Raw genomic sequence first — 23,417 nt, 5'->3', positions numbered from 1 at the left:
GGCATCACCAATATTTTTCAGAGCCGTCGCCATAGAGAGCCACCACACGCTCTGTATCCGCTTTCTTCTTGGCGCGGAGATATGACACGCTGATATTCTTATTGGTGTAGTATGCCGTGAGGTTCTTCAACCGCTTCATCTCCTTGTAGCAATCATCTACCACATCCATACGATCCTTGTCGGTCATGGAGAGTGTAGTGATGTTCACTACCTGCTTCAAGTCGCTAAGCACACCGTTGGCATCTTCGAGTATCCTTGTGTAACCGGAGGCGATGGCCGACAGTTCCGCAGATGTGAAATTGGGGTCAGTGAGCATCTTCTGGAAATTGTTGACATAATAACCGGAGATATTGCCGAGCATCAGTATTGTCTGCTGCACCTTTCGGGCATCGCGGACGAGGTTGTTGACAGACTGGAGAGCGTCGTAATATTTCTTCGCCTGCTGGTAAATTTTCACGGTTTCCTGAAAATTTTTGACCATGTGCGTGGCCGTCTGCGACTCCTGCACAAGTGATTTGGAGTTGTTTACGATGCTCTGCGCGATGTTGGACGGGTCTATTACCGTCCATTGGGCGGAAGCCCTGCCTGTGCCGAGCATCAGGCACAAGGCAATTACGGGGATAAGAAATTTGAGTTGCTTCATTCTGAATTGATTAAAATTGAGTTATCGTATCTTGTGAGCCATGCTCACGACTATCGCAATCAATGCCGTCAGGAGGGCCACGGATAAAGCGAAGATACCTGCCACGATTTTGGCTAACACGGATATTACTTTCATACATTATTTCTCCCTTCTTTCATTGGCTAACTGTTTGATGGCGGCTTCTATGTTGCCGCCAAGTTGGGCGGCGCGGTTGAGTACCTGAATCTTCTCCGTTTCCTCAGTGGTGTAGCAGAGATATTCCTCCGGCGATACCTCGGTGGCATAGACGGCTGATTGTGTTCCGCCCAGTCCGATCCATACCTCTTTGTAAAGTCGGTTCGGGTTGTTCGCCATGTTGATACTGAGTATCTGCGCCTTTTCCTTATCGGTCAAGCCGAGCAACTCCTGTATCTGGTCGAAGCGGTTCATGTACTTACGCTGGTCGAGCAGTATCTTACAGTCGGAGTTGTTGATGATTGTTTCCTTGACAATCGGTGACGAAATTATGTCGTCAACCTCCTGTGTAACAACCACTGCCTCGCCGAAATATTTGCGGACGGTCTTGAACATATAGCGCATATACTCAGCCATGTTAGCCGTTGACAACGCTTTCCACGCTTCCTCGCAGATTAGCATCTTGCGGACACCTTTCAAGCGGCGCATCTTGTTTATGAAGGCTTCCATTATGATGATTGTCACAATGGGGAACAATTCCTTGTTATCCTTCACGGCGTCAATCTCGAATACCACAAAACGCTTGTTGAGCAGGTCGATGTTCTCCTTTGAGTTGAGCAGGAAGTCAAAGCGTCCGCCGTGGTAATACTGGCGAAGGGTCGTCAGGAAATTGTCGATGTCGAAATCCTGTTTGTAAATCGGGATTGGACGGTTCGCCATTTCATCGCGGTACTCGTCACGCATGAACTCATAGAATGAGTTGAAACATGGCACGATATTTCGGTCAGACTTCATCTTGTCGATGAACATTGAGAGTGCCGAGCCTAATTCACCGCTTTCAGTCTTTGTCACACGGTCATCTTCCGATTTCCAGAGGGTCAAAAGCAGCGTCTTGATGCTGTCTTTCTTCTCCACATCGAAGACCCCATCATCGGTATAGAACGGATTGAAAGAGATAGGGTTATCCTCCGTATATGTGTAATACACACCGTCCTCGCCGTGGGTACGGTTGTGGATAAGGTTGCATAACCCTTCGTAAGAATTGCCGGTATCAATCAGCAGCACATGGGCGTTCTGTTCATAATACTGGCGCACAAGGTGGTTGGTGAAAAACGACTTTCCGCTACCTGACGGGCCCAATATGAACTTGTTTCGGTTGGTGGTTATGCCTCGCTTCATCGGCTCGTCGCTTATATCCAAGTGGATAGGCTTACCCGTAAGGCGGTCAACCATTTTGATACCGAAGGGGGAAAGGCTACTGCGGTAGTTGGTTTCGGCGGTGAAGAAGCACACCGCAGGCTCGATGAAGGTATAGAAACTTTCCTCGGCTGGGAAATCAGCCTCATTGCCGGGCATCGCCGCCCAGAACAGTGTCGGGCAGTCGATGGTATTGTGGCGTGGCATACAGCCCATTGTGGCGAGCTGTCCGCCAACATCATTCTTTATCCGGCGCAGTTCCTCGGCATCATCGCTCCACGCCATGATGTTGCAGTGGCAGCGCACCGATGTCAGGCTGTAGGAATGTGCCTCATTGAGATAGCGGTCAATCCACTCCTTATTGATGGAATTTGAGCGGCTGTACTTTGACAGGGAGTTCATGTTACGAGCCGTTTTCTCAAATCGTGCAAGGTTTTCATCGTGGTCGTCAATCAGCACATACTGATTATAGATGTGATTGCAGGGCAGAAGCAACCCAACGGGAGAGGCGAATGACAGGCGACAATCCGACCTATCGGTGGATAGACGCTCATAGCGGTTATCTGTACTGACCTTGCCGGGCAAGTCCTCCGTGTCAGAGAGGGTATGCAGACAGAGCATCTTGTCACCGATACGCATCTCCTTTGCCGACAGGTCTATGTCCTCCAGACAATTCACTTCGCCCATTGAGAGCGACATATATCTTTCGATAATGCCGGAGGTAGTTTCAGTGCCGACAATCTCATCATCGGTCAATCGGCGCAGCTTGATATAGCCGGTGTCGTTGATAATGCGCTCGAACTGTTCAACTGACTCCATGAACTTGACAACCATCTCGTGGTTCAGCTCCTTCGGAGTGATACGACCGCGGCAGAGGGTTGAGAAATTGCTCTGCTGGCGCATACGCTCCTTTGTTGTCTTTGTCAGGAACAGGTAGCATTTGTGAGCCAGATACGGACGTTCATTGAAATGGCGTTCAAATGAGCGGTCGAGAAAACTCAAATCGTCTTTCTGAAGCTCAGGTTTGTAATTCTCACTGACAAACCAGTCCTGTTTATGCACCACGGAGAAATGCGGCAGCACCTTGATTGCCTTGCACCAAGCCGAGTGCATCGCCTCATATTCTTGACTGGTGACAGTGAACAGTTCCGGGAGGCTCACCTCAAAGGCCACGGTAATATCCGCGTCCTTTGAGATGATGCAACCGTGTTCAACTGCAAGCAACGGCAATTTGCTTTCGAGGGTTGTTGCTTTAAGTGTATTTATCATTTCCTTTTGTGTTTAATCAGTCGGGTGATACGGATACGGTTGATGATGTATCGGGGGCGATAGTTGACTGATGTGAGTTTCATCAGCCCGTACTGACCGTATTTGCCGTTGAGATGGAATGTGTACCAGACCAGCACCGAGGCAGACACCACTCCAAAGGAGATGCAGAACCATTGGGGGATGCCGCACATATACATCACCACAAACAGCACGAAGTCAGCGATAAGACCTCCGGCGAAGATGAAAAGGTACTGCGCTTTCAGACCCTTGTATTCCACTGTCCGGCCTATGCCCTTGTTGATTGTGAACTCCATAGACTTAGAGGAAGAACGAGCGGAGGATTGTGGCGGCGACAATCAGGAAGATGCACGCGCCAAACCACGAGGCGGCGGTCTTGTTGGTGTCGGGATCGCCGGAACTGAATTTTGAATAGACCTTCACGCCGCCGATAAGTCCGACCACCGCGCCGATGGCATAGACAAGTTTTGTCGCCGGGTCGAAATAGGATGTCACCATAGAGGTAGCCTCGTTGATACCCGCCATGCCGTTGCCGGCGGCCCACATCTGGATTGCGGCGGTGAGTAGAAGCATCGCGGCAATAGGACGGCGGAGGTGGGGCTGGTTCATCCACGCCACGATGCGGTTGTAGAGAGTTCTGAAGAATTTAGTCATAAAAATTTGGATGGATTTGTGGATAATAGTGGTGGTCAGTGCAGGATATTGAAGTCAATAGCGTCGATGTCGGTGGTGTCGATGTCGGCATGGAATACAATTCTGCGGGGAGGATTGGTAGGTGTTTCTGCGACTGGAGTGGCCGATGTAGTTTCGGCTTCCTCCACTTCAGGCAGTCGGCACTCAATCATAAGGATGCGTTTCCGCACAACGGGGTCAAGTTTGACATACTCGATAAGTTCAGTGCCTTCAAGTTCTGCAAGTACCCTCTTGGCGGTCTGCTCATCTTCGGGCGTATGAGGCTTGTCTTTGATGACCTCCATAGTCTTCTGCATATCCTCGAAGTCTATGCCGTCGGCATTTGGCTCAGCCGGAGCGGGAGTTTCGCCTGTAAGTTCACTCGCCGAGAGATTGGAGAAAACCTTGTCAAGATTTTCAGACTGTACCTGTCGCGGATGTTCCTCCGCACTCTCATCTGGCAATCCGGCATCGGCAGGTGTGCCGAGTTCCTTGACGATAAGCGGTATCGCCTCTTTCGCGGCTTCCACGGCGGCTTCCTTTGCAGCCTCGCGCACAGAGTCGGTAAACTCGCGGATGTCAAACGTACTCGTGCCCACGATGTCGGCAGGATTTTCCTGCTCAGGAGCGGGCGGCGTTTCTGCATCCTGCGGTTTTTCCGGTGTCGGCGCATCCGGCTTATTGAGGACTTTCCTTATAAGCCACACATTGCTGACAAGCAACGCGATTATAAGAACCATCTCCATCAGAACAGCGGCTCTTTACCGTTATCGAAAACGCTCTGCATTACCGACCGGTGGTGGGCGAAATGGTCGAGCAGTATCTCGGAGGCGTATGAGCCTATTGACACTCCGCTCTTGCCGAGGGCTTTCACCATACGGCTCAACACCGCGTGGACTTCAGGATAGAGGTATGCCTTTGTGTTCGACCTTACCTCATGGGGACTGAGGAATTGCGACACATATCTGTCGCGTGCTTCGGAAGCCCTCAGTTCAACTTCCGATGGTGCTGTCACCGCAATGGTGACGATTGACCGGGATTTAGTCATGCGTTAAAGTTTGGGGTTGATAATATCGGCGTACTCATCGAAGTGAGCGGCCAGCACATTGTTGATGTAAGCCTTGACGGAGCACACACGCCCTTTCTGTCGGCAGAAAAGTATCTTGCGGATTTTCCAGATGAAATCGGGGTCAATCTCGGTGGGCGTGAATTTTTCTTCGGGAGCCATATATGCCATGTTTCTTACGAACCTGTCCATGTATTCCTTCTCACGGTCAGACTCCGAGGATGGAATTTCCTTGACGGGTTGTGGCTTGGATTGTGACTCAGGTTGCGGCAAAGCCGGATTTTCCTCAGGTTGCTCGGCAGGCTTTTTCAGCGTTGACAGTGAGGAGGACTCCTCGCGGAATGACCTGATGAACTCATCGGGGTCGATGTCGGACTCATATACCTTTCCCATAGACATCAGAGCTTGAGTATGCCGAGCAGTTCGTCGGTAAGTTCGGGCAGGCGCGTTCCTTTGAGCAGTGTCTTGTCGGGCGGCATGACCGTGGAGCGGAACACGGCGCGGTCGAGTGTCTTTGACCCCTCGCGGCGGTATTTCTTGGTGTCCGGGATTTTGGTCTGCATCGTCTGCAAACCGTATTCCTCGAAAATCGCCTCATACTGGTCGTAGAGGTCGGTTTTCTCGCGGGCATCGACGAGGTTCCAGAGCATATACATCTCCTTGACCTGCGTGCGGCCTGAAGTGAGCCACTCCTGAATTTTCAGGGCGAAGGCGAGGGAGCTTTCAAGTATCACCTTGTCGGCGGCGATGGGTACGATGACCGTATCCATACAGTTGAGGATGTTGACAACTCCACGGTTATTGACCGTGCCGGGCAGGTCGAAGAAAACGATGTCGATCTCATTGCCGGCTTCGATTATGTCGCGTACCTTCTGCATAGCTTCTTCCGGCTTGGCGGTCAACAGCGGGTACGGCGTGAGCTTTGTCTGCCTGAGATTGTCGGAAAACAATTTTTTGAAACGGGGGCTGCACTCGATGAGGTCTTTGTCACGCTGCCTCATTTCCTCGATGCTGTACTGCGGATAGTCGCAGTCCACTACAAGGATCTTCAGCCCTTTCTGATAGTAGAGGTAACTCGCCGCGAGAACGGTCAGAGTCGTTTTGCCTGCTCCACCTTTCTGGGTGGAGAAAGCGACAAATTTAGGGTCTGTCATAAAAAACTTTGGATTGTTGGATGAAGTGGTGGTTACACAGCGGTGGCCGTCAGCGTATATCCTGACACGGGAAACCGGGCTTTCTCCCGTACAGGGAACTCGGCAGCTAATCTGTGCTTGGGGTTGGGATTTTGTCAGTCATTTGAAAACGGGTTTAATTGTGGATAAATAGTGGTGGTACTCTCCCGGCTATGTAGCCATAGGGCCATATAGCCATAGGTAGGTAGATGGGTGGAAATATTCTTTACCACGGGGCAACTTCGCTATATATAAAGGTCGTAACATAGCCGTTCAGGAACAAATCTCTATACACAATCAATCAATTAGATTGTTCGGAAGGGCGTTTGTCAGACCGATAGGCAGCTTTGTTGCCGTATGGCTTGGAATATTCACGCGAGGCCGGGAAGCGTGACAGCAGTTCAGGCGGACAGTGCATAATATAGGAAGGAAATTGACTTTCGTGAAGGCTATCCTGCGAACCAACCTCTACACAAAGAAACAAAATATTCAGCGATTTGTCAAGTCGCCAAAAGAGCGAGATTGCTGGAATTTAGAGGATTGTCCGCCTATGTCCGGATTTGCCGGGATATGCCGCAAAAACTTGGCTTAATTTTTAACAAAAAAATTTTCGAGTCGCTCGGCACATCGCTCCCGACCTGCACTGGAGCATCAATTTTTCAGTATAGTATTCCTGATTTTTTCTTTCATCGTTAGGAATTGCGACGGATTTTTTGTAAATTTAGGTAAGCAGAACGGAGCAGCAAGCCAGTTGCCGCCATGAATGGAGAAGTTAGTACGACTATCGTACATCTTTTAATGATAACCGGGCATCATTAACCGCATAACCACTTGTTTCATAGTATGGAGAATGTTCACATGAACATAGCAAGGTGTCTTTTCGGGGTCCGAAAAGGTTTTGGGGAACCGGCGTCCCACCAAAACAACCTTGCTATGCAGGATATTTCTCCAAAGTCGAATATCCCTCGATGAAACTGCCGTTGGCTCAGGCTCCGCGATGCACTCACCACACATAATCCACTTTTTTATGACTAATTTCACCAAAGGCGGACGACCGCCACTGATCGACCGATGCGACCACTGCGTCAAAGTACGGTTCAACAATGCCGAATGGGATGAGCTTACCCGAATGATGGAGAGAGCCGATATGACCGTCAAGGCCACGTTCATCAAACAGCTTATCTTCGGCAAGCCATTCAAGGTACTGATAACAGACAAAAATCTGTCGGTTTACTGCGCCAAGCTCTCCGAGTTCTTCGCCCAGTACCGTATGATTGGTGTCAATTACGACCTCGTTGTGAAAACTCTCAGGGAGAATTTCACCGAAAAGAAAGCCATGACACTTCTCTACAAGTTGGAGAAAGCGACAATCGACCTCGTGAAAATGACGGGGGAGGTGAAGTCTTTATCGGAAAAATTCGACGAACGATGGTCGCAAAAATCTCAATAGGCTCATCGCTCTACGGTGCTCTCTGCTACAACGGAGAAAAGGTGAACAAGGAGAACGGACGCATCTTAGGCTCGAACAAAATCATCATTCCGGTTGACGGCAAAGCCGACATCGGGCAGATGGCTGAGAACTTCCGTCTGTTCATGCCGAAGATGGGCAAGACTAAGAAGCCCGTTCTTCATATCTCCCTGAACCCGCATCCTGATGATAAACTGTCCGACCAAGACTTTGAGATACTCGCCCGCGAGTATCTTGATAAACTCGGCTTTGGTGAACAACCTTATGTTATCTATAAACATGAGGACATAGACCGCCACCATATCCATATCGTTACGGTCAATGTCAACGAGGATGGCAAGCGGCTCAATCAGGATTTTCTCTACCGGCGCAGTAAGAAAATCACGACCGAACTGGAGGAAAAGTATCATCTTCACAAGGCGCAGCGTGAGAAAATTTCTCCCGATACTCCGATAACCAAGATTGATCCGAATGGCGACATCAAGCGACAGGTTGCCAATACGGTCAAGATGGTTGGTATGCGCTACAAGTTCCAGACTATGGGCGAGTATAACGCCATTCTTGGACTTTACAACGTGAGATGTGACACAGCCGACGGACGTGTCAACGGGCGCGAGTATCACGGTCTTGTCTATTTCGCCACCGATGATAACGGCAATACAATCGCCAATCCTCTCAAAGCGTCACGACTCGGTAAGTTTGCAAGCCGCACCGCGATAGATGGACGTTTCGAGAGAGCCAAAGAGAAGATAGATGTTGCACCGACAAAACGTAAAGTTGCAGATGTTCTCAACCAAGCCTCCGGCAAAGATGATTTCGTTGCCAAGCTCAAGGAGCGCAACATAGATGTTGTTTTCCGCTACACCGATGAAGGACGCATCTACGGCGTGACATTCGTTGACCACGACACGATGACAGCCTTGAACGGCTCCCGCCTCGGCAAAGAGTTTTCGGCAAACGCACTCAACGCACGGTTCAGTCAGCAACAGCAGACAACAGAACAAGCACCGATTATTCCGGTTATTCCTGCCACAGAAGATACACCTCAAAGTCAATCGACATCATCGGCCGGAACTGCACCAGCTCCAACACAAAGTCAACCTATCCACAGCGACAGCGGAGATTTTGACTTCACATTGCCCGGCCTTGACCTGTTCCAGCCGGGGCAGTCGTTCAATCCCGACGAGGAAGAATTCCGACGCCGTATGCAGCGTAAGAAAAAGAAAGGGCATCGCCCGAAATTTTAACCCCAAATACATTTTATTATGAGCCAACAGGAGGATGACCTCAGAGCGTTGGCGAAGATTATGGATTTCATGAGGGCGGTGAGCATCGTCCTTGTGGTTGCCAATCTCTACTGGTTTACCCGTTTGGAAACCGTCGATAGCGGTTGGTTCTACAATACAGTCCATAAAATCTGCGTCAACTTCAACCGCACATGCGGACTTTTCAGCACAACATTCAACGCCAAACTTTTCGCCCTTATGCTCCTCGCCCTCTCGTGCTTCGGCACAAAGGGCGTGAAGAACGAGAAGATAACATGGCTTCATATCGGCATTGCTGTAACCATTGGCATATTGCTGTTTCTTCTCAACTGGTGGATGCCGGCTATCGGCTGGAGATACACCTATATTATTACTACTGTGAGCGGATATGTGTGCTTGCTGATGGGTGGAATATGGATTAGCCGCCGTCTGAAGAACAATATGATGGACGACCGTTTCAACGACGAGAACGAGAGTTTCATGCAGGAGACACGACTGTTGACAAACGAGTATTCGGTCAATCTTCCCACAAAATTCTACTGCGAGAAGAAACTGCGCCGGGGATGGATAAATGTTGTAAACCCGTTTCGAGCCACAATCGTACTCGGCACACCCGGTTCCGGCAAATCGTATGCAGTCATCAATTCGTTCATTAAACAGCAGATAGAGAAGGGCTTTGCGGCATACATTTATGATTTCAAGTACCCTGATTTATCGACGATTGCATACAATCATCTGTTGATGCACCGTGATGGTTACGGCAAAATCAAGCCGAAATTCTATGTGATAAATTTCGATGATCCTGAGCGCAGCCACCGCTGCAACCCAATTCACCCGGACTTCATGACGGACATAGCCGACGCTTATGAGAGCAGCTATACCATAATGATGAACTTGAACCGAAATTGGGTGCAAAAACAGGGTGATTTCTTTGTGGAGTCTCCGATTGTGCTGTTCGCTGCAATCATCTATTTTCTCAAGCTCTACAAGGATGGCATCTACTGCACTTTCCCACACGCAATAGAGTTGCTCAACCGCCGATATGAGGATTTGTTTCCCATCCTCACCAGTTACCCGGAACTTGAAAACTACCTTTCTCCGTTTATGGACGCATGGCAGGGAGGCGCGGCAGAGCAGTTGATGGGTCAGATTGCATCGGCGAAAATCCCGCTGTCGCGCATGATTTCACCGCAGCTCTATTGGGTAATGACCGGCGATGATTTCACGCTCGACATCAACAATCCGAAAGAGCCGAAAATCCTCTGCGTGGGCAATAATCCAGACCGCCAGAACATCTACGGCGCGGCACTTGGACTATACAATTCCCGAATTGTGAAAATCATAAACAAGAAAGGGATGCAAAAGTCTGGTGTACTGATAGATGAATTGCCGACCATATATTTTAAGGGCTTGGATCAGCTCATTGCCACGGCACGAAGCAACAAGGTTGCCGTGTGTCTCGGCTTTCAGGATTTCTCACAGTTGAAGCGTGACTATGGCGACAAAGAGGCGGCTGTTGTGATGAACACCGTCGGCAACATCTTCTCCGGGCAGGTCGTGGGCGAAACCGCAAAAACACTATCAGAGCGTTTCGGAAAGGTGTTGCAGAAACGGCAGTCAATCTCAATCAACCGTCAGGACATCAGTCACTCTATCAACACGCAGATGGATTCGCTCATACCGCCGAGCAAGATTTCCACTCTCACTCAGGGTATGTTTGTCGGCGCGGTCTGCGACAATATTGACGAGCGTATCGACCAGAAGATTTTTCATGCCGAGATTGTGATTGACAGCAAGAAAGTCAACGCCGAGATGAAACGCTATAAGCCGATACCGCAGTTGACCGATTTCAACGATGATACTCCCGACAAGACACATATGAAAGAGGTTATTCAGCGCAACTACGAGAAAGTAAAGGCTGACATTATCCGGCTCATCGAAGATGAGAAAGCCCGCATCATGGCAGACCCGACCCTGCGCCATCTATTCATGCCAAAATAATCACCACTAAATTTATCCACAATCATGTTAGAAACTGACCGAAGTCTAAACGACTTCAACTACTACTATTTTTACCTGTTGCAATTCCTTCGTATCAACAAGTACGAGGTCGATACCGACCATCCACAGTTACAATCCAACTCAATCGCGGCCCTTGGAGCCTTTGAAGATGCCCGACGCAACGGTGCATCTGTCACGGCAGCCGAGGAGGAGGCTATCAGGGTGCTTTTCACCAACATAGGAGAGTCGGAGTATAACATCGTTTCCGAGCTTATCCTTGAGAATTTCGGCGACACTATTGACCTCGACTGTACCGAGGCGGTGGAATACTGGACAAATCAGGTAATGACCGATATTCCCGACCTCTTTGACGGTTTTGACCGTATGGCTATCGGCTTAGACCCGCTCGACCTCTCCGTCATGGAGAATGACATCGTAGGCAAAATCGTAATCTACCTTACCGACTATGGCCTACAATAAGTTACAGACCATGCGCGACAACATCAATGCCATTAGGTTAGCCTTGCGCATTGATGTTGAACACCGCTATGCGGAAAATACCCTTGAACTGGAGATACTACGCAGGTATGCCGGATTCGGTGGGCTTAAATGTATTCTAAATGATGCAAATGAGCTTGCTGACGCTGCCAAGTGGAGCAAATCTGATATTGAGTTGTTTGCGCCGACAATCGAATTGCGCCGCCTTATCCACGACTATTCCAAGAATGACAAGGAATTTACGGCCTATATGGACTCGCTCAAAGCGTCGGTGCTGACGGCGTTCTATACACCTCAGCCTGTCATTGATGCGCTTGCAGACTCGTTGAAATCAGGTGGTGTGGAGATACGGCGATTTCTGGAGCCGTCCGCCGGGCAGGGTGCGTTTATAGACTCGTTCCTCAGAAATGGTCTATATCCCAGTGCGGAGGCTATGGCTTTTGAGAAGGATTTGCTCACGGGCAAAATTTTGTCGGCGTTGCATCCGTCAATTACCACCGAGATAAGCGGCTTTGAAAAGATTGACCCTGATTTTGAAGGGTATTTTGATGTGGCTGCCTCCAATATTCCTTTCGGGGATTTTGCCGTGGCTGATCCAAAGTATGCTACTTCAAAAGAAATTGCTTACCGCCAGTCAACAAAGGCGATCCACAACTATTTCTTCCTTAAGGCTCTGGATTCAGTGCGTGAGGGTGGCATTGTGGCGTTCATAACCTCGCAGGGGGTGATGAATGCCGCCTCCCCCTTTGTCAGAATGGAGCTGATGCGTCGTGCCGACCTTGTGGGCGCATTGCGTCTGCCAAACAACACTTTTTCCGACAATGCCGGAACGGATACGGGGTCTGACCTTATCCTGTTGCAGAAGCATACGGGCAAGAAAGCTTTGTCGGCAGACGAGGAATTTTTCATTCAGTCGATTGTTGACCGCGACACGAAAGTGCCGAACAACAAATATTTCGCGGCGTTCCCGCAGAATGTAATCTGTACGGAGGCGAAAGTCGGCACTGACCAGTTCGGCAAACCGGCTGTCATCTACAAGCATGACGGCGGTGTCGAGGGCATCGCCCATGACCTGCGCAATGCACTCGGCGAGACGCTGAAACTGCGGCTCAACTTGGAGTTGTATAACAATAAAGGTATCACGCCGCCAACTCCGGAACCACCTGCGCCAGAAACCGTCAAGCCTCGCACTGAAAACAGAGTAGAAAAGCCTAAGCGTGTCACTGAAACTCACCTTATGCAGCAGTACAAGGAAATGAAGAAGAAACACCCGGACGCGATATTGCTGTTCCGTGTGGGCGATTTCTATGAGATGATGGGTGTTGATGCAGTCAAGGCTTCCGAGATTTTGGGTATTACCCTTACGCGCCGGCGCAACGGCAACGCCGGGAGTATAGAGCTTGCCGGATTTCCACACCACGCCCTCGACACCTATCTGCCTAAATTGGTAAGAGCCGGGCAGCGTGTTGCTATCTGTGAGCAGCTTGAAGACCCGAAACTGCGAAATAAAGAGGAAATAAAGCCGACGGAGATTATCACTCCACCGCCAGTGGTTGAGCCTAAACCGACACCTACGCCACCACCTGAACCATCTAAGGAGATTGGAACCGACGGTGGACCCGATTATAATGATAATCCCGACCCGCGACTGTTTACCTACAATCTTTTCGGTGAACTGGAGCCAATCGAAAAGCCCAAGCGTCAGCCCCGTCAGCCAAAGGTGCAGAAGGAAAAGCCGAAGCCCACACCGAAAATAGAAATTTCAGATGCTACCGCCAAGAAATTCCGTCCGCTTTCTGAAAAGGAGCTGGAATTTTACGGTTCTCTGAACTGGGAGGACAATCCACCAATCAACGGCTTTTATGAAACGATGATGAGCATCGCCCATCGCCAAATGGCGGAAATGGAAGCTGAGCGACAGGCGGCGGAAGCAGCCAAGCAGGGAATAATCACCGAGAACGGTACAATCATCGAAAAGACCGAAGGCAATTTTATTCCTCAGCCAAGAGTGGCTAAGGCTGCGACATCACCCCCAGTCGAGCGTGATATGTCGCCCCGTTCATTCTCCGAGGATATACAGTATTTTCACCATAACGGCAGCATGGTTGTTGACAAGGGGCAGATTGGATTTCTTTCGGAGGTTCGTAAAAATGGAGCTACATTCACGCCGCTTGCTCTCAAACCGGAACAGGAGAAACGAGCCATACTATATGTTACCTTATCGGAGACCTACCAGCAGCTTTATCACTACGAGGCTGAGACGCATGAGGAAAATGCTGATATGCGCGAACACCTCAACCAGTATTATGATGAGTTCGTTGGCAAATACGGCAATCTCAACGAGAAACGGAACGTCAAGTTCATCCTTTTGGACGCCAACGGCCGTGACGCACTGGCTTTGGAGCGCGGTGAGAACGGTCAGTTTGTCAAGGCTGACATCTTCGACCACCCGGTAGCCTTCGCCGTTGACGAGGTTACATCTGTCGATACCCCTATGGAGGCGTTATCAGCGTCGCTCAACAAATACGGCGTGGTGAATCTGGAATACATGGGCGGCCTTGTCGACATGGAGGAGGACAAATTGGTGGAGAGCCTTACCGGACACATATATTATAATCCCCTCGTGAGCAATTATGAGATTGCCGACCGATTCATAGCCGGTAATGTGGTACAGAAAGCCGAGGAAGTCAAAGCATGGATAGACCGCGAGGAAGAACGTATCAAGGATTTCCCCGGCTTTGACGGTATTGAGCCGTTCATTGACTTGTCGAAGGAGTCATTGAAGGCGTTGGAGGAGGCGACACCCCGCCGCATCACCTTTGATGAGCTTGATTTCAACTTCGGTGAACGCTGGATACCCACCGGCATATACTCCGCCTACATGAGCAACCTGTATGCCACCGATGTGAAAATAGTGTATTCACCCTCGATGGACGAGTATTCCTGCGAAAGCCGCCACAAGAATATGAAGATATGGGAGGAATACTGTGTGAGAGGACAATACCGCACATACGATGGACTGCATCTGCTAAAACACGCCCTGCACAACACTGTGCCGGACATAAAGAAGTCAATCGGCAAGGACGACAACGGCAACGACATAAAAGTGCCCGACGCCGAGGCGATACAGCTCGCCAACACCAAGATTGACGAGATACGCAACGGCTTCTCCGAATGGCTGGAGGCCCAAAGCCCGGAGTTCAAGGAGCGGCTTGTGGATCTGTACAACCGCAAGTTCAACTGCTTCGTGCGCCCCAAGTATGACGGAAGCCACCAGACATTCCCCGACCTCAATATGAAACTGCTGGGAGACCGCTACGGAATAAACTCCATATACCAGTCGCAGAAGGATTGCGTGTGGATGCTGAACCAGAACGGAGGGGGTATTTGCGATTTCGAGGTGGGGTGTGGCAAGACGCTGATAATGTGCATTGCGGCGCATGAGATGAAGCGATTAGGATTAGCTCACAAGCCGATGATTATCGGACTGAAAGCCAACGTAGCCGAGATTGCCATGACATATAAGACGGCATACCCCAACGCACGTATCCTCTTTGCCGACGCCAAGAGTTTTTCGGCTGAGAACCGTGTGGCATTCTTCAACAATATCCGCAACAATGACTATGACTGCGTTATAATGAGCCATGACCAGTTCGGCAAGATACCACAGTCGCCGGAGATTCAGCTGGAGATACTTCAGGCGGAGCTTGACACCGTGGAGGAAAATCTTGAGGTGGTCAGGCAGCAGGGCAAGGACGTTTCGCGCGGTATGCTCAAAGGGCTTATCAAGCGCAAGGAGAATCTTTCGGCAAAACTCGCAACAATCCAATACGAAATGGAGCAGCACAAGGACCAGATGGTTGACTTCAAGCAGATGGGCATCGACCATATCTTTGTTGATGAGAGCCACCAGTTCAAGAATCTGATGTTCAACACCCGCCATGACCGCGTGGCAGGTCTGGGGAACCCGGAAGGCTCCCAACGTGCGCTAAATCTCCTCTATGCAATCCGTACCATTCAGGAACGGACGGGCAAGGATTTGGGTGCTACTTTCCTCAGCGGCACGACAATCTCCAACTCATTGACAGAGTTGTACCTGTTGTTCAAGTATCTTCGTCCGAAAGCACTTGAAAGGCAGGATATAAGGTGTTTCGACGCATGGGCGGCAATCTTCGCTAAGAAGACCACCGACTATGAGTTCAATGTGACAAACAGTATAGTCGCAAAGGAGCGTTTCCGTTACTTCATAAAAGTCCCGGAACTGGCGGCATTCTACAATGAGATAACCGACTACCGTACCGCCGAGGATGTTGGCGTTGACCGTCCTAAAAAACATGAGATATTCCACAACATTCCGCCTACTCCACAGCAGGAGGAGTTTATTCAAAAACTGATGGAGTTCGCAAAAACCGGTGATGCAACGATTTTAGGCCGTGCGCCGTTGTCGGAAACGGAGGAGAAGGCGAAGATGCTCATAGCTACTGACTATGCCCGGAAGATGGCACTGGATATGCGCATGATTGACCCGGCTTATGGAGATAATCCAAATAACAAGGCTTCGCATTGCGCGAGGGTAATCGCTGAATATTACCAACGGTACAACACTCAGAGAGGAAGCCAGTTTGTATTCAGTGACCTCGGCACATACAAACCGGGGGAATGGAATTTCTATTCAGAAGTCAAGCGCAAACTGATTGAGGACTACGGCATACCTCCGCATGAAATCCGGTTCATTCAGGAGTGCAAGACCGACAGAGCGAGGCAGGCAGTCATCAAAGCCATGAATGACGGAGATGTACGTGTGCTTTTCGGCTCAACATCCATGTTGGGGACTGGTGTCAATGCCCAGAAGCGCTGTGTGGCAATACATCATGCTGATGCACCGTGGCGTCCGAGCGACCTTGACCAGCGCAACGGACGCGGGGAGAGAGCGGGTAATGAGATAGCTAAGATTTATGCGGAGAACAATGTTGATGTACATATATATGCCGTTGAGAAATCGCTGGACTCATATAAGTTTAATCTGCTTCAATGCAAGGCGACATTCATTTCACAGCTTAAACGCGGAGCATTGGGAGCGCGTACTATTGATGAGGGTGCTATGGACGAGAAATCAGGCATGAACTATTCGGAATACATGGCTATCCTCTCAGGCAATACTGACCTTCTCGACAAGGCGAAACTTGAAAAGCGCATAGCGGCGTTGGAGAGTGAGCGCAAATCATTCAACAAGGGTCGTGGCGATGCAGAGTTCAGGCTCCAGACCATCACCCACGACATAGCCAACAACGAGGCGGCAATCGAGCGCCTGAAAGCTGACTGGGAGCGTTACGACAAAGTTGTGCAGCGAGATAAAGACGGCAACCCTCTCAATAATCTGAAGATTGACACCTGCAATCTCTCCGATGAGAAGAACATGGGCGTACACCTGCAAGGTCTGGCACAGCGCACGGACACCCACGGTCAGTATCAGCGTATCGGCGAGGTTTATGGCTTTCCAATCTCAATAATCAGTGAGCGGACACTCGTTGACGGTCGTGAGGGGGTGCAAAACCGTTTCGTTGTCGAGGGCAACTATAAATACAAGTACAACAACGGCTTTATCGCCATGAGCGACACCCACGCCGCCTGTATGAACTTCGTAAACGCCCTTGAACGCATCCCCGGCATTATCGCTCAGCACGAGGAACGCACCGCCAAACTCAAAGCCGATGTTCCAATCCTAGAAAGCATTGTAGCCAAGCAATGGGGCAAGGAGGACGAACTGAAACAACTCAAATCAGACCTCGCAGCCCTCGACCGAAAGATTGCCGCTGAATTAGCACCTAAACATGATGAGAAAGACGGCGAGGAAGTCAAACCTGATACCCAACAGCCCGGCAAAGTCGTTGAGGCCAATCCATCGCCTCAATCCCAATCAACCGATGATAAAAAGTCAATGGTGGCAGAGCCAATAGGTAATTGCGAAAAAAGTTATATTCCTATGACTACCATTTCAAAATATGCAAGTAATGAAATTCACAATGTAGGTCGTAGATTATAAAGGAGAGAGGAGTCAATACCTTATGGTGTTGACTCCTCGTTGCTATTTATGTCTGAAATTGCGGTTATACTACTTACTGTACAAGGATATTTGTTATAGTTTTTGAAACCTTATTGTTAGAGTTCCTTGTTGATGAAAAATTTGTCATTTTCATATTTACACGAGGCGAGTATACGCTTGCCAGTGAATAAAGTTTCCATGCGCCTTTACCGTTGTGGATTCGCGCTTTCTCGAACTTACCATTACCCGAAATTTCCAAATCACCATCGTAACAGCATTTTTTGTCAGATTTTTTGATTCCGACAATTCTACGATATGTTTCAAGCTCAAAAGCCATATTCTGTCCGATACGACCAAGTCTGAAGTAACTTGTGTATTTACCATTTTTTACCTTCACTTCAGCTTTATATTTTATAAACCCACCATTATATACTGGACCCGGGGCAGCTTGAGGTGCAACAAGTTGATTGCCAATCATTATTTTACCCTCATTGTTTCCGAGTAGTTCTGCCTTCTCGTCCTTAAATGGCAGGCAAGGAGTGACATCATATAAGTCAGTATCGCTGAATTTAAGGATACCATCATATTTGGCGACACAATCACGAATGATTTTGATGCCCGCGATAGAATCCACGGTTTCCGCAAGATCGAAAGCATAGTCCAATTCTTCATCAGCTTTATCCAAGAGCATATATGCCCCTTCAAAGCCTATTTCATTAAAGAAAGTACGCTTCGAGGAATCGTCCATCTCTTTTACCTTTGCAAGAGTTCTGTCGAAAGCAGCTTGGTCTTTGAATTTAAGAATTTGACTTGCTGAGTATTCTCCAGTTGAGCGGGTAGCAGGAGAATCGCTCAATGTGATAACCTCAAAATCTGAGGTTTCGCTGACCGCATTAAATAGCGGTTCATCGTTATTGCTACACGAAGCAATAACGAAAGCCATCATCGTGATGGTTAGATAGCTTAATAACTTTTTCATTGATTTATATATGTTTGGTTATTGAGAACTTTCCGTTGCAACCCAAACGGAGTGTTCTTATGGTTTACGGGTAATATCTACGGTTGTTGAATTGGAGTCCTTACCCTCAGTTCCGTCTATTTGAAGGAATGATTTTGTTTCTTTGAAGCCCTCCGGCATTTTGTCAAGAATTATCTTGACAACTCCTGGCTCTGTGACTTTTGCCGAAAAGTGGCAATCTGCATCAACATATTCCCCGTTACTGTTTTTAGCACCAACCAGATTGAGGGATTTGTAGTTGGTGCATTTGAGGGTAACTTCGCCACCCTCACCATCTGCGGTAATCTGAATCTGGTGGTAGAAACTCGGATCAAAAACAGCCTTTACGTTCTCTGCCGGGGTGGCAGATACCTCCCAAAGCATCTTTGCCGGTTCATCCTCGCTGCATGAGGAGAATGAGATTGCCGCAATAATTGCGACAATAAGGAATTTAATTTTGTCCATTTTGAAATTTGTATTTATAGGTTTATATCAGTTTTCCGTTTTTATCCATACGTAATGTAATAGTCACACTACTACCTGAGCGTTTGAATGTCTGGTTATTGCAAGACACCTCTTCAAGTGTGGCCTTGCCGCCAGAGACTGCCGGAGGACGGTTGGCGATATATTTTATATGACATTTCAGTTCAACCTTGTGCTTGTTGAATTTCATGGTCATTTTAGATATACCATTTGCTTCTTTCCTGTCTTTTGACCACCTCATGTCATCTTGATCCGGGAGTTCTGCTGTGAAGAATAATGATTTTCCACCGCTTGCATTTCTTACATCATACTTGATTTTTGAGTGTGACGCGTTGCCTTCTATGGATATTCCGTCAACAAATTTCTTGTTGTCAAGAAGGTTATTTCCACTGCCGTCAATACATTGGACTATTATCTGACATGCGTCAGTAGATGTTTGGATTGGCTCGTAGCCATTTTTATCACATGATGCGAACACAAGGACAGACATCATGATGAGAGAGATTATTCCGATTGTTTTCGATTTTTTCATTGTATGCTTCTATTTGATTGTTTCGTTTATTGTTTTCAGAATGAAGTCTGTTAAATCAATCATACAGACTGATTTCGATTGAGCCGCCACAACGCCCGCTCCGGAAGACACATTACTGTATCCCCATATTGGATCTCCCAACCCATAGTCGCTGAGGTCTGAGAGCGTGCCATTGTCACGCTGCCATACATAATTTGCCCAATTATAGTATGACGGTGATACTGAGTTTATGATAAGATTGACCTTACACTCAGGTATTTCACCTGTTGGATAGCGGAACCAGCAGTTGTCAAACTGAAGATTAAGAGTATAGCTTTTACCGGAAAACTGGCGGTCAGAGAAGAATGTGAAACCATCCGCATCTCCACCCATTATGGACTCAAAAATGCCTATATGTTCGCTGAAAATAGGCTCCATCTTATAGACCAAAGAGTTTATCTCAAATCCATAATTACCGCTTGCATCAAGATTGTCCGAATTTTCATTCGTTTGAGTACCACTGTTGAATGAGAATTTATAATAGTTTTCTCCATCGGGATCTTCTATCCTTAGAGCAACCTTTAGTTTGAACTGTACGGAGACTACATCATTATCCGATTTCCAACAACTCACATCGTATGTTTCCCACGTTGCGGTGGGTGCTTTTATGGACATCGGCATGGAAAGGTCTGCTTCACCCCGACCAAGAGTAGGACTCTCGGCAACAATTCTTATATTGTCACCTTCTTTGGGAATATACGAGTCAAGCTGCAACACTCCGTTGGCATAAATCCTCAAATCGGCATCCTTGACTTCAGTTTTATCGGATGTGTCGGTATAAAGCCGTGATTTGGACACAACTGCTTCAACCGGTTCTCCAGTTGTTATTAAAGAGTTTACACACAATACCGGAGTATGTGGCATGTCGGGTGTAAACACTTCTTCGCACCCTGTGAGAAACGGTAAAATCAGGAAGGGATATATTTTTCTTAGAATAGCCATGTATATGAAAATGAGGGTATGACAGGAAGAAGTTTGACACGTTTGAACACCGGTTCACTGGTGATATAGTGTTCGCCGGGTTTCGACACTGTAATATCACGGGTTCCACGTTTCACTGCCACCGTGTTCATGTGGCAATATGCGTTATAAAGTCCGAAAGTCCAATAGCCTCTCTTATTTTTTACGGTACAGCTTAAATCAAGTCTATGGTAGAACGGCAACTGATAACTATTGATGCCTGTACGCAATGGAGACTCTCCACCGCCGGACCAATCGGCAGTATCAAAATCAGGGGCATCCCACACTTGATTGAGCAGAGTGAAACGGTTGCCTGAATGTCCGACCCATGACGCATTGAGCTGAACCTTGTCATTGATTTTCCAATTCAACATTACATTTATAGTATGGCGGTTATCAAATTTTGCGGGGAATGTGCGTCCTCCGTTTTTGTCGGCGAAAGTACGGTCTGCCCAAGCCAGTGAATAGGATACATGACCTGTCACTTTTCCAAACACCTTCTCAATTTTGAAATCAATACCTTTCGCAGTACCTTTACCACTGCAAAGCTGTGCGTTCCATAAATCGAGAGGTGGACGCAGATAATATTCATCTTTATATTCGACAAGATTATCCATCCACTTGTAGTAACCTTCCACTGATATGGCATAAGTCTTGTCTGAGGATTGCCAATAACCGCCAAGAGAAATCTTGTCAGCCGTCTCCGGCTTAAACTTTCCACTTATAGGTATCCATTGGTCAGTAGGGAGTGCAAGATAACTCTGGTTGAGCTGATGAACGTACTGGGTTGTTCGGGCGTAAGCAAATTTTACAGCCCAATTTTGCGCAGGTCGGTAACTGAATGACAATCTTGGCGACCATCCGTATTTAGTCTTACCACTGATATTGAACAGGGAGCCGTGAAAACCGGCATTCATCCGAAACTTGTCATTGATTTTCCAGTCATCCTCTATGTATGCGTTGACTTCATTAGCTCCGTTTGCCCAAGTTGAGTCCCGGGAAAAAGTATGTGTATTTCCGGCCTTATATTCGCGCGTGGTACGTGCCGGGAGGAAAGAATGGCGTGTATAGCCCGCACCGAAACGAACTCGGTTGTTGTCATTCGGACGCCAGTCAAAATCGCCCCTAAATATCCAATCGTTGATGTTGTTGTCAGTGTTTAGAATGGATCTTGATTCAGTGGTGCCTCCGGGCATCCTGTCAATGTTGTGGAGATCATGTTTCATTCCTGAGAAAAAACGAGTATAGGCAGCAGTGAACTCCGACGAAAGATTGTGGTTGAAGCGATAATTAAGTCCTGTATGGACTAGGAGATTGCCCCAATGCATGTCGAATCTGTCATTTTCAAAAGAACCCCAAGAATCACTTTGGTCCATTCCTTTTTCGTCAGTACCCGTTTTAAGTTTGTCGTCACCGAAATAAAGGCTTACAAAGGCGGTTGCCTTTGGTGAGAAACGGTGTTGAACACGGGCATTAAAATCCATGAAATAATAGTTGAAGCGTAGTTTCTCATCCTCATTTTGAGAATTGGCAATAGCCACAAATGGAATTGAAAGCACATCAAACCATGAACGGCGTAATCCGACAAGGTAGGTCGTTTTCTTACCTATCGGTCCGGAAATATTGAAAGCGCCGGATGTGAGTCCGAGGCGTGCCGAGCCATGATGTCCCTCGCGGTTGCCATTTTGCAGACGCACATCCATAAATGACGAGAGTCTACCGTCATACTTGGCTGGCATCGAGGACTTGAAAAAGTCGATATATCTGATTATGTCAGTGTTGAATGCTGAAAAAAGTCCGGCAAAGTGATTAACCTGATATAAAGGCACATTGTCGAGCATATACAGGTTTTCATCAGCATTACCTCCATGCACATACATTCCTGCCATTCCCTCCGTTCCCTCAGTAACACCCGGCTGGGTGTGCAAAGCCTTTATAACATCAGCCTCACCTAAAAGGACAGGTGTATTCCTCACTTCATCAGCCGTAACCTTTTTCGCGCCTATTTCAGAGGTCTCAACTTGCGGTGCTTCAAGACGCGATAAGACCACCACCTCGTCGAGCATGGTCGATTTTATTGTAGGTTCCTCCATTTTGATTGTGGGGATAATAACTGTAGTGGACGTGACTTTTTTAGGTTTTTCCATTTTCTTTTTACGCTTCAGGACAATATTGTTACCATTAATCTTATATTCAATGGATGTTCCTGAAAACATTTCGGCAAGCACATATTTCAAAGGCTTATTCTTGGCTGTAACAGTAACTTTCACATCTTTCAGTAATTCCGAAGAATACACGAAGTTTTTGCCTGTCTGTTCAACAATAGACCGGAATACCGTTGAGGCAGGCTGATTTACTGCGCGTATGGTGACATTCTGTGCCGTCACTACCGAAGCACAACAAACAATGCCTATAAGCAAAGATATAAGACGCTTCATTACTTGACTGTCATTTGAGTTTCAAGAATATCGTTGATTGTAGCCACAAGGTCAATGGCGTTGCCCTCATAGTGCAGTGAAAGGTTGTAGTCGGACGCATTATCCGGAACATTCACGACCTCTACGCCATATACCTCTTTTATCTTGGAAATAACGGTTGGAAGCGGCGTGTTTTCAAAGTCGATGACTTTGACCACCTTCAACGGTTCTACAGATTTGACTACCTCCTTGTCTTGATTGTCAGGTGAGGTATTAAGGTCGTACTGATGATATATGACAGCCGCAGTCGCTGATAAGACAACGACAGAGGCAATGGCAGCCGCAATTTTGAGACCGCTCCATTTGAAGGCTGGTTTAATATTCAACCGTTTCCAACCCTTGTCAACGGAGAACTTGCCTTTGCGGTAACGCTTTGCTATGTAGGATACTTCTTCTTTCATAATGGTTGTTCATATAAGTGAGCCGGTTTTTGTCCCCACTCA

General features: G+C 48.0%; 19 protein-coding genes. 5 read left to right on the top strand and 14 right to left on the bottom strand.

Going from position 1 to position 23,417, the window contains the following annotated elements; genetic code table 11:
* Positions 1 to 4: 4 nt before the first annotated feature.
* The 8 genes from E5354_RS02835 to E5354_RS02800 form a co-directional block, all read right to left on the bottom strand.
* Positions 5 to 643, bottom strand: a complete 639-nt coding sequence (locus E5354_RS02835; RefSeq protein WP_135946354.1) for a DUF4141 domain-containing protein — start codon at positions 641 to 643, stop codon at positions 5 to 7.
* Between the two features lie 138 nt (positions 644 to 781).
* Positions 782 to 3,283, bottom strand: coding sequence for a TraG family conjugative transposon ATPase (locus E5354_RS02830; protein ID WP_135946353.1), 2,502 nt, complete (start codon positions 3,281 to 3,283; stop codon positions 782 to 784).
* Complete coding sequence (locus E5354_RS02825) at positions 3,280 to 3,597, bottom strand: DUF4133 domain-containing protein (protein ID WP_135946352.1); 318 nt, start codon at positions 3,595 to 3,597, stop codon at positions 3,280 to 3,282. The genes E5354_RS02830 and E5354_RS02825 overlap by 4 nt, the downstream gene beginning before the upstream one ends.
* A gap of 4 nt (positions 3,598 to 3,601) precedes the next feature.
* Complete coding sequence (locus E5354_RS02820; protein ID WP_135946593.1) at positions 3,602 to 3,910, bottom strand: DUF4134 domain-containing protein; 309 nt, start codon at positions 3,908 to 3,910, stop codon at positions 3,602 to 3,604.
* Positions 3,911 to 3,990: 80 nt separating this feature from the next.
* Positions 3,991 to 4,719 carry a hypothetical protein gene (locus tag E5354_RS02815; protein WP_135946351.1) on the bottom strand — a complete coding sequence of 243 codons (729 nt, stop codon included), beginning with the start codon at positions 4,717 to 4,719 and terminating at the stop codon, positions 3,991 to 3,993.
* The gene (locus E5354_RS02810; RefSeq protein ID WP_135946350.1) at positions 4,719 to 5,021 is read right to left on the bottom strand and encodes a DUF3408 domain-containing protein; all 303 of its coding nucleotides are present in this window, start codon (positions 5,019 to 5,021) and stop codon (positions 4,719 to 4,721) included. Before E5354_RS02810 ends, E5354_RS02815 begins: the two co-directional genes overlap by 1 nt.
* A 3-nt stretch (positions 5,022 to 5,024) precedes the next feature.
* Positions 5,025 to 5,432 carry a DUF3408 domain-containing protein gene (locus E5354_RS02805; RefSeq protein WP_168353808.1) on the bottom strand — a complete coding sequence of 136 codons (408 nt, stop codon included), beginning with the start codon at positions 5,430 to 5,432 and terminating at the stop codon, positions 5,025 to 5,027.
* A 5-nt stretch (positions 5,433 to 5,437) separates the two neighbouring features.
* Positions 5,438 to 6,193 carry a ParA family protein gene (locus E5354_RS02800; RefSeq protein ID WP_135946348.1) on the bottom strand — a complete coding sequence of 252 codons (756 nt, stop codon included), beginning with the start codon at positions 6,191 to 6,193 and terminating at the stop codon, positions 5,438 to 5,440.
* A gap of 1,045 nt (positions 6,194 to 7,238) precedes the next feature.
* Between E5354_RS02800 and mobA the strand changes: the two genes are divergently transcribed.
* The 5 genes from mobA to E5354_RS02775 are packed head-to-tail and all read left to right on the top strand — an operon-like array spanning position 7,239 to position 17,486.
* Positions 7,239 to 7,661 carry a conjugal transfer protein MobA gene (mobA, locus tag E5354_RS02795; RefSeq protein ID WP_135946347.1) on the top strand — a complete coding sequence of 141 codons (423 nt, stop codon included), beginning with the start codon at positions 7,239 to 7,241 and terminating at the stop codon, positions 7,659 to 7,661.
* Positions 7,640 to 8,926 carry a conjugal transfer protein MobB gene (gene mobB, locus E5354_RS02790; RefSeq protein ID WP_135946346.1) on the top strand — a complete coding sequence of 429 codons (1,287 nt, stop codon included), beginning with the start codon at positions 7,640 to 7,642 and terminating at the stop codon, positions 8,924 to 8,926. The genes mobA and mobB overlap by 22 nt, the downstream gene beginning before the upstream one ends.
* 18 nt (positions 8,927 to 8,944) lie before the next feature.
* Positions 8,945 to 10,945 (top strand): conjugal transfer protein MobC, encoded by a 2,001-nt coding sequence (gene mobC, locus E5354_RS02785; protein ID WP_135946345.1) that lies wholly within the window; start codon positions 8,945 to 8,947, stop codon positions 10,943 to 10,945.
* 24 nt (positions 10,946 to 10,969) lie between these two features.
* The gene (locus E5354_RS02780; RefSeq protein WP_135946344.1) at positions 10,970 to 11,425 is read left to right on the top strand and encodes a DUF1896 family protein; all 456 of its coding nucleotides are present in this window, start codon (positions 10,970 to 10,972) and stop codon (positions 11,423 to 11,425) included.
* On the top strand, positions 11,412 to 17,486 hold the full coding sequence (locus E5354_RS02775) for a helicase-related protein (protein ID WP_136419353.1): 6,075 nt from the start codon (positions 11,412 to 11,414) through the stop codon (positions 17,484 to 17,486). Before E5354_RS02780 ends, E5354_RS02775 begins: the two co-directional genes overlap by 14 nt.
* Positions 17,487 to 17,559: 73 nt before the next feature.
* Here the strand turns inward: E5354_RS02775 and E5354_RS02770 are convergent, their stop codons facing one another.
* From E5354_RS02770 to E5354_RS02745, 6 genes are read right to left on the bottom strand one after another with little or no spacing between them, the layout of a single operon-like run.
* On the bottom strand, positions 17,560 to 18,465 hold the full coding sequence (locus tag E5354_RS02770) for a DUF4848 domain-containing protein (RefSeq protein WP_135946343.1): 906 nt from the start codon (positions 18,463 to 18,465) through the stop codon (positions 17,560 to 17,562).
* 57 nt (positions 18,466 to 18,522) lie between these two features.
* On the bottom strand, positions 18,523 to 18,948 hold the full coding sequence (locus tag E5354_RS02765; protein ID WP_135946342.1) for a hypothetical protein: 426 nt from the start codon (positions 18,946 to 18,948) through the stop codon (positions 18,523 to 18,525).
* A gap of 22 nt (positions 18,949 to 18,970) precedes the next feature.
* Positions 18,971 to 19,498 carry a hypothetical protein gene (locus E5354_RS02760; RefSeq protein ID WP_135946341.1) on the bottom strand — a complete coding sequence of 176 codons (528 nt, stop codon included), beginning with the start codon at positions 19,496 to 19,498 and terminating at the stop codon, positions 18,971 to 18,973.
* Between the two features lie 9 nt (positions 19,499 to 19,507).
* Positions 19,508 to 20,479 carry a DUF4249 family protein gene (locus tag E5354_RS02755; protein ID WP_135946340.1) on the bottom strand — a complete coding sequence of 324 codons (972 nt, stop codon included), beginning with the start codon at positions 20,477 to 20,479 and terminating at the stop codon, positions 19,508 to 19,510.
* A complete protein-coding gene (locus E5354_RS02750) occupies positions 20,467 to 22,935 on the bottom strand; it encodes a TonB-dependent receptor domain-containing protein (protein ID WP_135946339.1) in 2,469 nt (822 codons plus the stop codon). Before E5354_RS02750 ends, E5354_RS02755 begins: the two co-directional genes overlap by 13 nt.
* Positions 22,935 to 23,375, bottom strand: coding sequence for a hypothetical protein (locus tag E5354_RS02745; protein ID WP_135946338.1), 441 nt, complete (start codon positions 23,373 to 23,375; stop codon positions 22,935 to 22,937). The genes E5354_RS02750 and E5354_RS02745 overlap by 1 nt, the downstream gene beginning before the upstream one ends.
* Positions 23,376 to 23,417: the final 42 nt, after the last annotated feature.

The sequence above is a fragment of the Muribaculum sp. NM65_B17 genome, assembly GCF_004793735.1.
In the GTDB taxonomy this organism is placed as follows: Bacteria; Bacteroidota; Bacteroidia; order Bacteroidales; family Muribaculaceae; genus Muribaculum; species Muribaculum gordoncarteri.
The sequence above is the reverse complement of the archived record's forward strand: the minus strand, read 5'-3'. Positions and strand labels throughout refer to the sequence as shown.